The 15,189-nt window shown below is 39.7% G+C and carries 13 protein-coding genes and 1 riboswitch; of the genes, 11 read left to right on the top strand and 2 right to left on the bottom strand.

What is annotated here, in order from left to right; all coding sequences use genetic code 11:
- Positions 1-115 precede the first annotated feature (115 nt).
- The 4 genes from AB1H92_RS01290 (at position 116) to AB1H92_RS01305 (ending at position 3,374) form a co-directional block, all read left to right on the top strand.
- The gene (locus tag AB1H92_RS01290) at positions 116-814 is read left to right on the top strand and encodes a response regulator transcription factor (RefSeq protein ID WP_115359800.1); all 699 of its coding nucleotides are present in this window, start codon (positions 116-118) and stop codon (positions 812-814) included.
- Positions 804-2,147, top strand: coding sequence for a cell wall metabolism sensor histidine kinase WalK (locus tag AB1H92_RS01295; RefSeq protein ID WP_172481028.1), 1,344 nt, complete (start codon positions 804-806; stop codon positions 2,145-2,147). Before AB1H92_RS01290 ends, AB1H92_RS01295 begins: the two co-directional genes overlap by 11 nt.
- Positions 2,148-2,192: 45 nt before the next feature.
- The gene (locus tag AB1H92_RS01300) at positions 2,193-2,897 is read left to right on the top strand and encodes a PepSY domain-containing protein (RefSeq protein WP_115359802.1); all 705 of its coding nucleotides are present in this window, start codon (positions 2,193-2,195) and stop codon (positions 2,895-2,897) included.
- Between the two features lie 87 nt (positions 2,898-2,984).
- A complete protein-coding gene (locus tag AB1H92_RS01305) occupies positions 2,985-3,374 on the top strand; it encodes a PepSY domain-containing protein (protein ID WP_115359803.1) in 390 nt (129 codons plus the stop codon).
- Between the two features lie 90 nt (positions 3,375-3,464).
- Here the strand turns inward: AB1H92_RS01305 and AB1H92_RS01310 are convergent, their stop codons facing one another.
- Entirely contained in the window at positions 3,465-4,208 is a 744-nt protein-coding gene (locus tag AB1H92_RS01310; RefSeq protein WP_115359804.1) for an MBL fold metallo-hydrolase, read from the bottom strand.
- A gap of 215 nt (positions 4,209-4,423) precedes the next feature.
- Here AB1H92_RS01310 and AB1H92_RS01315 point away from each other — a divergent pair, with 215 nt between their 5' ends.
- From AB1H92_RS01315 to AB1H92_RS01325, 3 genes are all read left to right on the top strand, one after another.
- Positions 4,424-5,953 (top strand): AbgT family transporter, encoded by a 1,530-nt coding sequence (locus AB1H92_RS01315; RefSeq protein ID WP_115359805.1) that lies wholly within the window; start codon positions 4,424-4,426, stop codon positions 5,951-5,953.
- A 286-nt stretch (positions 5,954-6,239) separates the two neighbouring features.
- Positions 6,240-7,664, top strand: coding sequence for a YfcC family protein (locus tag AB1H92_RS01320; RefSeq protein WP_370475240.1), 1,425 nt, complete (start codon positions 6,240-6,242; stop codon positions 7,662-7,664).
- A gap of 1 nt (position 7,665) precedes the next feature.
- The gene (locus AB1H92_RS01325; protein ID WP_115359806.1) at positions 7,666-8,772 is read left to right on the top strand and encodes an amidohydrolase; all 1,107 of its coding nucleotides are present in this window, start codon (positions 7,666-7,668) and stop codon (positions 8,770-8,772) included.
- A gap of 54 nt (positions 8,773-8,826) precedes the next feature.
- On the opposite strand, the gene AB1H92_RS01330 is transcribed toward AB1H92_RS01325, so the two are convergent.
- Positions 8,827-9,999 (bottom strand): M20 family metallopeptidase, encoded by a 1,173-nt coding sequence (locus tag AB1H92_RS01330; protein ID WP_115359807.1) that lies wholly within the window; start codon positions 9,997-9,999, stop codon positions 8,827-8,829.
- A gap of 392 nt (positions 10,000-10,391) precedes the next feature.
- Positions 10,392-10,492, top strand: a riboswitch (SAM riboswitch).
- A gap of 94 nt (positions 10,493-10,586) precedes the next feature.
- Between AB1H92_RS01330 and AB1H92_RS01335 the strand changes: the two genes are divergently transcribed.
- From AB1H92_RS01335 to AB1H92_RS01350, 4 genes are all read left to right on the top strand, one after another.
- Positions 10,587-11,699, top strand: coding sequence for a 5-methyltetrahydropteroyltriglutamate--homocysteine S-methyltransferase (locus tag AB1H92_RS01335; protein WP_115359808.1), 1,113 nt, complete (start codon positions 10,587-10,589; stop codon positions 11,697-11,699).
- Positions 11,700-11,996: 297 nt separating this feature from the next.
- Complete coding sequence (locus AB1H92_RS01340) at positions 11,997-13,397, top strand: sodium:alanine symporter family protein (protein WP_115363994.1); 1,401 nt, start codon at positions 11,997-11,999, stop codon at positions 13,395-13,397.
- A gap of 191 nt (positions 13,398-13,588) precedes the next feature.
- Positions 13,589-14,434: an MBL fold metallo-hydrolase gene (locus AB1H92_RS01345; protein ID WP_115359809.1), complete on the top strand. Its 846-nt coding sequence runs from the start codon at positions 13,589-13,591 to the stop codon at positions 14,432-14,434.
- Positions 14,435-14,525: 91 nt separating this feature from the next.
- Positions 14,526-15,035 carry a YndM family protein gene (locus AB1H92_RS01350; protein ID WP_115359810.1) on the top strand — a complete coding sequence of 170 codons (510 nt, stop codon included), beginning with the start codon at positions 14,526-14,528 and terminating at the stop codon, positions 15,033-15,035.
- Positions 15,036-15,189 lie beyond the last annotated feature (154 nt).

Below are 15,189 nucleotides of genomic sequence, written 5' to 3' on the forward strand. Positions count from 1 at the left end.
GGAATGTCGGAGGATTAATGGCAAAACGATTTTTAATAGCCTGTTTAGTATGTGTAATTAATAAATAACGGTTTACTATACAAAATGAGTACTAACAGATAGGGTGGTTGAAACGATGAAAGAACGAATTTTAATTATAGAAGATGAGGAAAACATTGCTCGCGTATTGCAACTTGAACTTGAATTCGAGGGATATGAAATAGGAATAGCGCATACGGGGCCAGATGGGCTTATTCAATACCGAGAGCATAAATGGGATTTAATTTTATTGGATTTAATGTTGCCTGGTTTAAATGGATTGGACGTATTGCGACGGATTCGGGCAACAGAAAATCATACGCCTGTTATTTTATTAACCGCGAAAAACGAAGTGGAAGACAAAGTGGCAGGGCTTGATTTAGGTGCGAATGATTATGTAACCAAACCATTTGAAATTGAAGAACTACTGGCCCGAATACGTGCTGCATTACGCTTTTCAAATGGAGGGCAAGCAAAAAAAGACGAACATTTATATGAGTTTTGCGGATTATCTCTTCATGAACAAACACGTGAGGTGAAACGTGAGGATCGTCAAATTGAACTTACGCCAAGGGAATTTGACTTACTTCTTCATTTATTAAAACATCCTAACCAAGTACTGTCTCGGGAACAGTTATTAGATGCTGTATGGGGCTTTGACTATTACGGCGATACGAATGTGGTCGATGTCTATATTCGTTATGTCAGGAAGAAAATCGAGAAGCCAGGAGAGAGCACGCTCATTCAAACGGTTCGAGGAGTTGGATACGTGCTCAAAGAAAACGATGAAAATTAGAACGAAAATCCATCTGTTTTCAACACTACTTATGTTTGTTATTTTAATTTTGACGAATACGGGTGTTTATTTTTTATTCGAAAAAATGGCATACGACACGGAACGCAAGCAACTTCAAAGTCAAGTGAAAGAAATAACAGCATCCTTTAGTAAAATGACAGCGCAGAATGACCCGGCAGTGATTATTCGTGCTCATCTTCCGGACAATGGTGTGATAAGTGTTGCTGGTCAGCGGCTCGGTTCAGGTGAGGCGACTACGTTGTTAAAAGACTACACCCCTACTTTTACAAATGATTCCTATACCGTTGAAAAAATTAATGGAACGTCTGTATTATCCGTTAGTTCTCCTGTTATTTGGAATAATGGTGATGTCGTTCAACTGGATATGATGCAATTGCTTGTAAATGTGGATCGTAACTTAATGGCATTAAAGCTTGTGCTTGCAGGTGTTACATTGTTAGCGATGTTGCCGGTTGTTTTTTCAAGCATTGGGTTAAGCCGAATTGTTATCAATCCAATTGAAAAGCTGATTGCAACGATGTCTCAAAGTCGAAAATCAGGAACTTACGAGAAAATCCAAATGTCTGTGGACCGAAAAGATGAAATGGCACAAATGGCTTTAACATTCAATGAAATGATGGAACAACTAGAACAAAACTATAAGCAGCAGGAACAATTCGTTTCAAATGCTTCACACGAATTAAAAACGCCGCTCACCGTCATCGAAAGTTATGCCAGGCTTCTAACGAGACGCGGATTTGATAATCGTGACGTTGCAGAAGAAGCGGTTGGTGCAATTCTTAGTGAATCCGTTCGTATGAAGTCGATGATTGAACAACTATTGCAGTTAGCGAAAAACGATGAGCAAGCTACGTTTCAATTTGAAGAAACGGATTTATTTGACCAGATTGAAAAAACAGTGAAGCCGATGCGTCAAGCATACGCCCGGCAGTTTGACTTTGAAGGTATTAAAAACGCGATTGTCCTAACAGACAGCGAAAAATTTAGGCAATTGCTTTATATTTTTCTCGACAATGCACGCAAATATAGTGAGGATTTAGTTAAGGTCGCCATGCAAGACGAAGGAGACGGTTACTCGATTGCGATTACAGACTATGGGAATGGTATACCTCAAGAAGCATTACCGCATGTTTTTAATCGATTTTACCGAGTCGAAGAAGACCGAAATCGTAAAACAGGCGGAACAGGCCTTGGATTAGCAATCGCCAAACAACTTGCTGATGGACTCGGCGCGGGGTTAAAGATGGAGAGTATTAGCGGGATGGGGACGACAGTTAGAATTACGATCCCAAAACGATTAGATTCTCATTAAATCTTAATGTTGAGTATGTAAAATGCTAAGTAGGAGGTAATTCACATGAAGGTACTAAAAAAACAATGGTTGCTCCCGCTTTTGGTCACGATACTTCTCTTGGTGTTTGGTGTGATTTATATACAAGGATTATTTACTAATGAAGAACATATGACGCAGGAAGAAATTCAACAACAATTAGAGACGATGTATGAAGGCACTGTCGGAGAGTTAACGTTTCAAGATGGTGTTTATTCTACAGAAATTACACGGTCAGGCGGCGTTTATGAGACAAAGATAAATGCTGAAAACGGCCAAGTTCTTTCGATGGCGCTGATTAATAAGATTGAAGTCAAGGAACCTGAATTGTTATCTGTACAGGAAGTTCGCGAGATTGTCGTTAAGAAATATAATAACGACATTGAACGGTTGTCCCACGATGATACTGGAGGAATCCCTGTTTATAACGTTGAAATAGCGAAAGATCAAGTGCTATTGGAAGTGGTTGTGGATGCAAAGTCTGGAGAAATTATTTCCGAAAAGGAACATCCTACTGCAACTGCTAACACGTTAATTACAAGGGAAGAGGCAATTGATATTGCGCTTAAACAATTGCGTGGCGAAGTTGAATATGTAGAGTTTCATGATAAAGAAGACGGCGGCTACTATTTAATAGAAATTGAACAAGATAACGACGATGATGATATTGAAGCGGTCTTTCAAATCCATGCAATTACAGGAAAAATTATGTCAGTTAAGTGGGATGATTGATTTCTAATCAAATTCTAATCTTTCTTTAAAAGTCCTCTCATCTAGGCCAGGTAAGATAAAGGTAACAATAAAGAGAGGATGATTTAAATGAAGAAGTTAATCTCTGTTTTAGGTCTTTCAGTAGTGATTGTGTTTGCAGGTGCAGCAATGTTTGCAAATGCAAGTTCAAACAACGTCGTTGAAGAGGGCGTGCTAGGTGTTACAGAAAAGGTGAACGAACTGCAAGTTGTACCAACGAAACAAAAAGCAGAGTCAACTGTTGAAAAAACACAATCGAAAAGCAAGTTGACAGTTGAAGAAGCGATTGCCATTGCTAGACAACATGCATCTGGAACGGTAAAGGAAGTAGAGCTGGATAACGACGATGGCCGACTCTATTATGAGATTGAAATGAAAGATGGAAAATACGAATACGAACTTGAAATTGATGCATATACAGGCGATGTACTGGATTTTGAAAAGGACCTTGAGGATTGATTCAGTAGAGGTTTTGTTCTTAATTTAAAAAATCGTTGGAACAGGTAGTAAATCTGTTCCAACGATTTTTTTGAATTCATGGGATAGTTCTTAATCTGCTAGAATGGTATAAGTTTTTCCGACTTTAGCGATTTCAGTCTTTCCGCCAAATTGTTCTTGAGCGGCGTGTAAGATTTCTTTTACGTCTCCATGTAAGGGTAAGTGTGTGAGTAAAAGTTGATGCGCCTCAGCAAGTTGTGCTAATTTACCTGCTTCACTGCCACCCATATGCCCCGGCGCAACCCCGATATGCTCTTCATATAAATTCGCTTCGCTCACCAATAGATTTGTCCCTCTCGCAAAATCAATAAGGTCGTCATGCCATTCCGTATCTGCTGTGAATACCACGGAACGTTCATCTACTGAAAATTTTAGGGCAAGGCAGTACACAGGATGTTTTGTCCTACAAAATCTAACTGTAAAAGGTCCGATGTTCATCTCATCCTCTTCATGGATTGCCATTCCAACAGTCATTCTTTTGTATGATAGCTTCGCAAATTGCTCCTTATCTTCAGTATGCCCGTATATTGGTAAAACCTGGGGTGATTGGTTTAAGTAGTATTGAATCAGGCGGCTATATTGTAAACTGCCAACATCCGCAATATGGTCTGCGTGATAGTGTGTTAGGACGACAGCGTCTAATTGTTCAAGAGGTAAAAAGTTTTGAAGTGATGACAATACACCACTGCCACAGTCGATCAAACAGTGAAATCCTTCGTGTTCAAGCAAGAAGGCAGAAGTTGCCTCATTCGCTTTCGGATAACCACCCCAAATCCCGATAGGTATTACTTTCATAAAATGCCCTCCAAGTATAGTCTTTATTTTACCAAAATTGTAACTTATAAGTACTACTTTGAAAAGTAGGAAGGTCGCGACAGTTTACCATAGTTAGTCTTATCGATTTACTATTTATTTTATATTGAAAGTCTTATATACTGTGAAGCATACAAAAAAACAAACAATTTAATTTCTGAATATTTTAATGGTTTGTGGATTGGAAGGAGTATATTATGAAGAAACAAAGAGTAGGTTTTTTCCAAAGATTTCTGAATGTCGTGGAAACAGCCGGAAACAAATTACCGCACCCGGTAACATTATTTGCAGGTCTTGCACTTTTAGTTATTATTGTTTCTGGAATTGTTTCCCACTTCGGCGTTAGTGCAGAACATCCGGGTAAACCTGGAGAAATTATAGAAGTTAAAAACTTGATGAGTGGAGAAGGTATTAAATATATTTTTACTCAAATGACGAGTAATTTCGTCGGCTTCGCACCTTTAGGCGTTGTTCTTGTAACAATGTTAGGGATTGGTTTAGCAGAAGGAACGGGCTTAATCAGTGCATTACTACGTGGGTTTGTTTTGTCAGTACCGAAACGACTCATTACATTAGGCCTTGTTTTTGCAGGGGTTATGTCAAGTGTTGCTTCTGATGCTGGTTACGTTGTCCTACCTCCACTTGGAGCAGTTATTTTCGCCGCAATTGGACGCCATCCGCTTGCAGGTTTAGCAGCTGCATTTGCTGGGGTTTCTGGTGGATTCAGTGCCAACCTCTTCTTGTCGGGAACAGATGCATTACTTGGTGAATTAACAATTTCAGCAGCAGCGATTATCGACCCAGCTTATGCTGAAGGTATGAACATCGCCATGAACTATTACTTCATCGCAATTTCAGTATTGGTACTCACAGTTGTGGGTGCTTGGGTAACAGAAAAAATTGTTGAACCACGACTTGGCGAATATAAAGGCGAGTTCCGTGAAAAGATTGAAAAATTAAACGGTGTGGAGAAGAAAGGTCTTGTATGGGCTGGCGTATCTCTTGCTGTTACGAGTGTTTTAGTAGCTTTATTAATTTTACCGGAGTGGGGACCATTACGCGGAGACGGCGATATGCCAATTATCCGTTCACCATTTATGAGTTCATTAGTACCAATTATTGCATTACTATTCTTCATTCCAGGTCTTGTTTATGGACGTGTTACGAAAGAAATTCGTGACGACAAAGATGTTGCGGCAATGATGTCAGCAACAATGGCTTCCATGGGAATGTTTATCGTATTGTCCTTCACAGCAGGACAATTCGTAGCATTTTTCTCGGAATCCAATATGGGGCTAATTATTGGTGTATATGGAGCAGAGTTCCTACAAAGTATTAACCTAACGGGAATTCCACTCTTAATACTGTTCATTTTAATTGCGGCATTTATTAACCTATTCATCGGTAGTGCGTCCGCGAAATGGGCAATGATGGCACCTGTTTTCGTTCCAATTATGATGAACCTTGGGTACTCGCCAGAATTAACACAAATGGCGTACCGTGTTGCTGACTCTGCAACAAATATCATTTCACCACTTATGACCTATTTCGCAATTATCATTGCGTTTGCTCAGAAGTATGATAGAAAAATGGGTATCGGAACACTTGTTTCTGTTATGTTCCCGTACAGCATGTTCTTCCTAGTCTTCTGGACAATTACACTTGTTGTATGGATGCTATTCGGTATCGACTTAGGCCCAGGATCAGGAATTTATTATACGAAGTAATTGTAAAACCGTTTTGAATGAAACTACTCATTCAGAACGGTTTTTTTGTTGGATAAATTGTAATGTGAATTAATGTAGAGGACTCACATTATAAAAGCGTCATACCACTTAACCCGAATATTTAAAACCGAACCAAAGTAACTAGTAGTTTAATTTTGAAGACGAGTATTTAGTATTGAGAGACTACGATACTTTTTTGTTAATTGCTATTGACTATGAATGTTTATGCATATATTATTATAAACAATTAATCGGAGTAAGTTTATGAATTAAGGGGAGAAGTGAAATGACAACTAGAGTTGAAGAGCAAATGGTACCCGAGAAAGAAAAGAAGAGATGGATTCCACATACATATGCGATATTATTTGCAATCATGATTCTTGCTGCAGTTGCATCATATTTAATTCCAGCAGGGGAGTTTGAACGATTAGAAGTCGATGGACGTACAATCGTTGTGGAAGGCAGTTATACAGAGATTGAGCAGAGTCCAGTTAAACCCTTCGAATTGTTCAAGGCAATTCCAATGGGGATGTCGGCAGCTTCGCAAATTATATTTTACATATTTTTAGTTGGTGGTGCCTTCGGAATTATTCAGGCTACTGGCACAATAGAAGCAGGAATAGGAAAGGCTGTACATAGACTTGAGAATAAAGAGAGATTATTAATCCCAGTGATTATGATTCTATTTTCAGTTCTTGGTGCGACAATTGGGATGTCAGAGGAATCAATTATTTTTGTACCAATTGGCATTGCTGTTGCACGTGCGCTCGGATTCGATGCAATAACTGGAACGGCGATGGTAAGTCTTGGAGCCGCATCTGGCTTTATAGGTGGTATGCTTAATCCGTTTACAGTAGGTGTTGCACAGTCAATTGCTGAAGTACAAATTTTTTCAGGATTTGGGTTCCGGTTTGTTGTATATTTATTCGTTTTATCTGCAGCAATCTTCTATGTAATGCGTTATTCTAGTAAGGTGAAAAATGATCCAACTAAAAGTATCGTGTTTGATATTGAGCAAAAGGTTCAGGAGAAACAAGTTGGGGAGTATGCGAAGGAATTTCCGGACTTTAATTGGCGTCATGGGCTTGTTTTGTCGTTTCTAGCTGGTGGGTTGGCAATGAACGTTTACGGTGTCTTTAAATGGGATTGGTTTTTAACAGAGTTGACAGCGTCGTTCATTATTATTGGTTTGTTATCGGGGATTGTCGGAAATCTCGGCATTAATGGGACATTTGATGCTTTTGTTGATGGTATGAAAGTCATCGCTTTTGGAGCGCTCATTGTCGGTTTTGCTAGAGCAATTTTGATTGTGATGGAGCAAGGTTATATTATAGATACAGTTATCTATGCCTTATCGAATTTAATATCAAGCTTACCGCCTTCTTTAAACGCTGTAGGTATGTATTTTACACAAATTATTATGAACTTTTTTATCCCCTCTGGCAGTGGACAGGCAGCGACAACGATGCCTATTATGACGCCGCTAGCAGATTTACTAGGAATGGAACGTCAAATCGCTGTTCTGGCATTTCAGTATGGTGACGCGATTACAAATTCAATTATTCCTACTTCCGCATCACTGATGGCCTATTTGGCGGTTGCAGGAATCCCTTATGAGCGTTGGGTAAAGTTTGTTTGGAAACTAGTGTTAGGTTGGTTACTGATTGCACTGCTGGCACTTGTTGTGGCTGTAATGATTGGAGTGAGTTAAGTTGGAAATAAAAAAGAAAATAGAAGCATGGTTTGAGCACTTTCATGCGCATCCAGAGATTAGTTATCAAGAAGTAAAGACAACGAAGAAATTAACGGAAATATTAGCGGATATGGGTGTAACGTATAAAACTTTTGATGATGTAACAGGTGTCGTGGCAGAAATCGGTGAAGGAAAAGAAATCATCGCAATTCGAGCCGATATAGACGCACTTTGGCAAGAGGTCGATGGGGTTTATCAAGCGAATCATTCCTGTGGGCATGATGCGAATATTGCAATGGTGTTAGGTGCACTTTCTTATTTAAAAGATGAGCAATTAGATGGGAAAATTCGCTTTATTTTTCAACCAGCTGAAGAGCAAGGGAACGGCGCAGTAGCAATGGTCGAGCGTGGTGTGGTCGATGATGTTTCTTATTTATTCGGCGTCCATTTGCGTCCGATTGAGGAAATTCCACATGGTAAAGTGTTACCGGCTATCCATCATGGTGCGGCGGCATTTCTTGAAGGGAAAATAATCGGAGTAGACGCACATGGCGCACGCCCACATCAGGGGAAGAATGTCGTTGATCCGCTATTTGCAATCCATCAGTTTATTAAAACAATTTATTTCTCACCGTTTGAGACGTACTCTGTGAAAATGACGAAAATGCAAGCAGGGGGAAATAACGTCAATATTATTCCGGGATCTGCAACCTTTGCAATTGATACCCGAGCGCAATCCAATGTAGTTCTGGATGAATTAATGGAGAAAGTTACAGAAGGAATTCAAGCCATTGGTAAGTTGTATGGGGTAGAAATTCAAACTGAATGGAATGATTATACACCTGCTGCAGAAGTATCTGAAGAAGCTACTGAAATTGCCACAGCTGCGATTTTGGAAACTGTAGGAGAAGTGGGGTATGCGCCTGCGGTCGTTACGGCAGGTAGTGATGATTTTCATTTTTATACAATTCATAGGCCAAAATTGAAAGCAGCGATGCTTGGCATTGGTGCGGATCTTCAGCCGGGACTCCACCATCCGAATATGACATTTAATACAGAAGCGCTAGATATTGGTGCACGTGTACTTGCGGCTACATTGAAAAAAGCACTTACTCGGCATGAATAAGTTAAAGCCTTGCACCTTCGCAGTTCACTGTGAAGGTGCAAGGCTTTTTAGAGCTTATTTTTGCGCTTCAAAAAATGTTGATGCAAAAACTTTAGCGGTCATTTCCATCGCTGGTTCGTAAAAATCAAACTTTTCATGATGGTGCGGGAAGACGTTTTCCTTATTATCCATTTGAGCACCAACAAAAAAGTACGCACCTGGTCGATGCTGTAAATAATATGAGAAATCCTCAACAGGCATAATTGGATTCGTTTCGATTATGTTCTCTTCACTGAAAGCTTCTGCAACACCGCGACGAACGAGGTTCATAGCGTCGGGGTCATTATTTACTGAATCGTAGCCTTTAATGATATCAACATGTACATCGCAGCCAAGTCCGGCACCAACCGATTTTGCAATTTCAATCACACGGCGGCCCGCAATGATACGAAGTTCAGGGTCGAATACGCGAATGGTGCCTTCCATAACAGCCTCGTTAGGAATCACATTGTCTGCATGTCCAGCGTGAAAACTTCCGACTGAAACAACGAGTTCTTTCAATGGATCTGCATTTCGACTAGCAATTGATTGAAGTGCAATCATAATGTGACTGGCAGCTAGGATTGGATCCACACCTGTATGCGGTTCCGCACCATGTGTTCCGAATCCGGTTACCGTAATTTTAAAGGAATCTTCAGAAGCTTGAAGGAAACCGTCGCGCACATACACTTTATTAGCAGGCATTTGCGATTGTAAATGTGCGCCGAATACAAGGTCAACGCCGTCAAGACAGCCATCTTCAATCATCCCACGTGCACCGCCTGGAGATAATTCTTCTCCAAACTGGTGGATTAGGACAATGTTACCGGGTAATGATTCTTTGATTTCATTCATAGCTTTGGCGAATCCTAATAAAGCTGCTGTATGGCCATCATGTCCGCATGCATGCATGACACCGGGGATAGTTGATTTGTAAGAAACATCTTTTTGGTCGGTAATGGGTAACGCGTCAAAGTCCGCACGAAATGCAACTGTTTTTCCAGGTTGACCACCGCGAATCATCCCTACGACTCCACGCCCCCCAACATTTCTTTGTACTTCAATGCCTAAAGATTCTAAGCGATCAGCTATAAATGCAGGTGTATGAACTTCCTGATGTGATAATTCAGGATGCATATGTAGAAAACGTCGATCTGCAACCATCTCTTCGTAATAATTTGAAATTTTAGTTAAGGCTTTGTTCAGCATATAAAAATCCCTCCATTTTAAATCATTATACTAGGAAGCGAATCGATTTTACAGTGTGTGTAATGACAAGGTGGAGACGCGTATAAGTGTTCGTTTATGTGGCTTCGTTGATTGGAGTGGAGGGCGGCGACTCCTGTGGGATTAGCCGGACAGGTGAGACCCCGGAGGGAGCAAGGCGACTGAGGAGGCTCACCGCCGGCCCCACGGAAAGCGTCCGCCCGGAACGGAAATCAACATTGTTTGTGATAGGGTTGTTTGTTAAATTGACATATGACACCAAAGAAAGAAATATAATTGATTTAATTGTCGTGGTGAATAAAGAAAAATCAAAATAACCTTGACATTCAATTAGATGGTGTGTAAAGTAATAGTCAATAACTTAATAAGCGACTTTCTTATCCAGAGAGGTGGAGGGACTGGCCCTTTGAAGCCTCAGCAACAGACTTATGAAGAACTGTGCTAATTCCAGTAGCGAAAAGCTTGGAGATGAGAAGAGTAGACGCCCAAAATTGCCGAACTCTTCTTATTTATAAGAAGGGTTTTTTCCTTATTAATGTTAAAAAACATGTAGAAAGAGGGAATGAGCAATGACAAACGCAAAAACATTGACGAAGGCACCTTTTAGAGCGGATCACGTAGGAAGTTTATTAAGACCGGAGAATTTGCACGAGGCAAGAAGGTTATTCAAAGAAGAGGAAATTACAGCTGAACAACTTCGTAAAGTAGAAACAGAAGAGATCAAAAGAGTTGTAGATAAGCAAATTGAAGTCGGTTTGGAATTAGTAACGGATGGAGAGTTTAGACGTAGATTTTGGCATACGGACTTTTTAGAACACTTGAATGGTATCGAAGGCTATGTTCCTGAACAAGGCTATATTTTTAACGGGAATGAAGAAACAGAAAGATATAATATCCGTAACATTGGAAAAATCTCATTCAATCCTGACCATCCACATGTAAAAGATTTTATTGAATTCAATGAAATCGTTGGTGGCCGTGCAGTTGCGAAACAAACAATTCCAAGCCCAAACCAACTATTTAATATCGGAATTAGAGATGAAAATATCTATCCGGATATCGAGGAATATGCAAAAGATATCATTCAAGCTTACCGCGATGCAATCAAAGCTTTTTATGATGCAGGTGTTCGTTATTTACAGTTGGATGACGTCTATATTGCAGGATTATCATCACCTGACATTCCTTGGAATGATGGAGAATATTCGAGAGAGTACTTAATTGACTTAGCGCTTCGTGTGGCAAACGGTGTGTTAGAAGGGAAACCTGAAGATTTATTTGTTACTACACATTTATGCCGTGGAAATTATCGCTCAAACTGGGCATTTGAAGGAAGTTATGATTTAATTGCTGAAAAGTTCTTAGCAAAGGAAAAAGTAGACGGATTTTTCCTTGAGTATGATGATGAGCGTTCAGGAGGCTTTGAACCTCTAAAACATATTCCACGAGGCGGAGCAAAAGTCGTATTAGGTGTCATCACCTCTAAGAGAGGAGAGCTAGAAGATAAAGCGCTAATTAAATCTCGGGTTCAGGAAGCTTCTAAGTATGTTCCACTCGAGCAAATTTGCTTAAGTCCACAATGTGGGTTTGCTTCAACGCACCATGGAAATAAGCTGACAGAAGAGGAACAGTGGGAGAAACTAAAGTTTATCGTTGATATTTCGAAGGAGATTTGGGGTTAATTAACCCATTAATATAAGCGAAGGTACAGGTGGAGAAAATTCCCATCGTCCTTCGCTTTTTTTAGTTCGAAAAAAATCGCCAAGCATGTAGGGGCATGTAAAAGCATATATTTACACTAGTTGTACGTTGAGGCTGTAGTTGTCTGATGACGTAAAGTATTGGCAAAACAAATTTTCCAACTAGGGTTGTCCTAGGCTCTATTTCCTTGTATGATTAATTATCGAGAATTTTTACGTTACTTTGGACTAGTCTAAGTAAATAGATTTAAGATGTTTGGAAGGAGTTTTTATATGATTATGGATGGACTTAATTGGTTAGTCGACCTGTTGAATAATTTTATTTGGACGTATATATTAATTGGCTTGCTTTTATTAGTGGGTGCTTATTTTACGGTGCGTACAAAATTTGTTCAAGTAAGGTTATTTAAAGAGATGTTTCGACTCATTTTTGAGAAGAAAGATAGTAATGATGGGGTATCACCTTTCCAAGCATTTACGATTAGTGCGGCTTCTAGAGTTGGAACGGGGAATGTCGCGGGTGTTGCACTTGCAATTGGAATCGGTGGTCCTGGTGCTATATTTTGGATGTGGCTTATCGCAATTATTGGGATGGCGACAGCCTTTATTGAAAGTACACTAGCACAAGTATACAAAGTAAAAGATGGCGACACTTTTCGGGGTGGACCTGCTTATTATATGGAAAAAGCACTCGGATTCCGTAAATTAGGGATTGTTTTTGCAATATTATTAACACTGTGTTTCGGTTTTATTTTCAATGCAGTTCAAGCAAATACCATTAGCCAGTCATTTGTGGATGTTTTCGGTATTAAAGATTGGGTTGTCGGTCTTATTTTAGTATTCATCACCGCGATCATTATTTTCGGTGGAGTTAAAAGAATTGTAAGGGCTACAGAATTAATAGTGCCAATTATGGCAACATTCTATTTGATTATTGCTTTCTATGTTGTCATCACAAATATATCGGAAGTACCAGCCGTATTTAAACTAATTGTTGAAAATGCGTTTGGTATTTCAGAAGTAGTTGGCGGCGGGATTGGCGCAGCAATGATGCAAGGAATTCGCCGTGGACTATTTTCCAACGAAGCGGGAATGGGGAGTGTACCGAACGCAGCAGCGACGGCAAATGTATCTCACCCAGCGAAACAAGGCCTTGTACAAAGTTTAGGTGTGTTCTTTGATACGATTATGATTTGTTCGGCAACGGCTTTTATTATTATTTTAGGCGGACTTTATACGACAGGTGAACAGAACGGGATTATTTTAACGCAATCCTCGATGGCGGTACATGTCGGTTCGTGGGCACCGTATTTTGTTGCGATTGCAATCTTGTTTTTCGCATTTAGTTCAATTATTGGGAATTACTATTACGGAGAAACAAATATTGAGTTTATCAAAACAAATAAATCATGGATAACAATTTACCGTTTGTTAGTACTTGGCATGGTCATGTTTGGTGCGATGGCAAAACTCAGTGTTGTTTGGAATATGGCCGATTTATTCATGGGCTTGATGGCTATATTGAACTTAATTGTTATTCTAATTCTCGGTAAAGTGGCATTTAAAGTGTTAGACGATTTCTCTATGCAACGTAAACAGGGATTAAATCCAGTGTTTAAAGCGAAATCCATTCCAGGATTGAAAGGCGCAGAGTGCTGGGAAGAAGAGCGAAAAAATTAAATGAAATGATAAACGTTGGTATCTCATGGGATGCCAACGTTTTTGTATGCGGATTTATCGGAACAGTTCCTCGGAATTCTATGTTTGCTTTGAGATGTAATTCTTATTGTTTACTGAGAACATGCTCCTTGTATAAGAAACTTGTTTACGTACAAATTAATGGTGTCACGAACGAGTGAGGAGGAGAACTTTTGGGCGAAATTTTAGCATATGGAGACGATTATAAATACATCCCTGCGACCTCGATAGAAAGTGGTTCAGGGATCGAAGTTTTACCGGATTTGTATTGTTATACTGTTCAGATTGTCAATATTGTTTTGATTGGCAACCCAGGCACGGGAGAATTTGTTTTAGTGGATGCGGGCATGCCTTACTCAGCGAACAAAATTATTTCAGTAATTGAAGAACGTTTTGGCATGAACAAGCGTCCAAAGGCAATTATTTTAACGCATGGCCACTTTGATCATGTAGGTGCAATTATTGAGTTAATTAAGCATTGGGATGTTCCGGTTTATGCACATGAATTAGAGCTTCCTTATTTAACGGGAAAAACACCTTATCCTGACCCTGACCCGACTGTGGAAGGTGGAATGGTTTCAAAGATGTCGCCGATTTTTCCGGTAGACCCAATAGAGCTTGGCAACCGTGTTCAAGCGCTACCTGGTGACGGGAGCGTTCCGGGTTTGCCTAAGTTTCGTTGGATTCACACGCCTGGACATTCACCTGGGCACGTCTCTTTCTTTAGAGAGGAGGACGGGGTGCTAATTGCAGGGGATGCTTTTGTTGCAGTTAAACAAGAATATCTGTACAAAGTATTGACGCAAGAACAAGAAATAAGTGGTCCTCCTCGATATTTGACAACGGACTGGGCTGCAGCCTGGAATTCCGTCAAAAAGCTAGAGGCTTTAAAACCTGCCTTTGCGATTACAGGGCATGGATTGCCAATGGAAGGTCAATTATTAACAGAGAGTTTACAGACATTGGCTGAGAAATTTGATGAAATTGCTATTCCAAGTTACGGGAAGTATGTCAATTAACCAACTTGATTTTAGTTTACCTATCCTATAGAAAATTTATTCGCCAATACAAATGAAGGGAAGTTAGTGTAGAAGTGGAGGTGCATGTGAAATGAAATATTTAGGGACAATATTGGTGAAGTTTATCATGATTATGTTTATTTTAGGAATTACGCTAGGGATGTACGGCATGTCTTTCATAAACATTTTATTTTTAAGTATGTTGGTGACGGGGATATCATTTGTTGGAGACATGATTATATTACCTAGATATGGAAACCTTGCGGCAACAATCGGTGATTTCGGTATTGTATTTTTTATTGTTTTATTTGGCAGTGCGTACCTAATGGGTAATGAGGGACGGATCGGTTTGGGAGCTTTTTTACCTGCCTTAATTATTGCCTTGGGCGAATCATTTTTACACAAGTATATACAGAAGAATGTTTTTAATGAAGAAGATATATCTGCTGAACCGGAATTACCTGCTTTAGAAAGAGACAAGTTACAAACAGAATTTGGCTCTGAACCGGACTTCGAAAAAACGGATCATAAACCGACTGTTCATAAGAAAAGATATGTGCCTCACAGGCCAAGAAAACGAAATAAGAAAAATCCGTATTAGTAGAGGCTCCTATTCATTCTAGTGAACGGTATTACATCAATTTACCCCATCATGTCACTCCCTAGATGCTATCAATTATATTGACTTAATTTAAGCATGAACCCAATTTGGGTAGTAATCAACCTAATCGTATGTCAGTTTCTCTATTTACGTT

This window comes from Sporosarcina pasteurii (assembly GCF_041295575.1).
Taxonomy (GTDB): domain Bacteria; phylum Bacillota; class Bacilli; order Bacillales_A; family Planococcaceae; genus Sporosarcina; species Sporosarcina pasteurii.

Bases quoted from the DNA above. Each gene is read 5' to 3' on its own strand.
- AB1H92_RS01350 (WP_115359810.1), top strand. From the start codon at position 14,526: ATGAAATATTTAGGGACAATATTGGTGAAGTTTATCATGATTATGTTT.
- AB1H92_RS01330 (WP_115359807.1), bottom strand. From the start codon at position 9,999: ATGCTGAACAAAGCCTTAACTAAAATTTCAAATTATTACGAAGAGATG.
- AB1H92_RS01305 (WP_115359803.1), top strand. From the start codon at position 2,985: ATGAAGAAGTTAATCTCTGTTTTAGGTCTTTCAGTAGTGATTGTGTTT.
- AB1H92_RS01310 (WP_115359804.1), bottom strand. From the start codon at position 4,208: ATGAAAGTAATACCTATCGGGATTTGGGGTGGTTATCCGAAAGCGAAT.
- AB1H92_RS01320 (WP_370475240.1), top strand. From the start codon at position 6,240: ATGACAACTAGAGTTGAAGAGCAAATGGTACCCGAGAAAGAAAAGAAG.
- AB1H92_RS01315 (WP_115359805.1), top strand. From the start codon at position 4,424: ATGAAGAAACAAAGAGTAGGTTTTTTCCAAAGATTTCTGAATGTCGTG.
- AB1H92_RS01335 (WP_115359808.1), top strand. From the start codon at position 10,587: ATGACAAACGCAAAAACATTGACGAAGGCACCTTTTAGAGCGGATCAC.
- AB1H92_RS01295 (WP_172481028.1), top strand. From the start codon at position 804: ATGAAAATTAGAACGAAAATCCATCTGTTTTCAACACTACTTATGTTT.
- AB1H92_RS01340 (WP_115363994.1), top strand. From the start codon at position 11,997: ATGGATGGACTTAATTGGTTAGTCGACCTGTTGAATAATTTTATTTGG.
- AB1H92_RS01300 (WP_115359802.1), top strand. From the start codon at position 2,193: ATGAAGGTACTAAAAAAACAATGGTTGCTCCCGCTTTTGGTCACGATA.
- AB1H92_RS01290 (WP_115359800.1), top strand. From the start codon at position 116: ATGAAAGAACGAATTTTAATTATAGAAGATGAGGAAAACATTGCTCGC.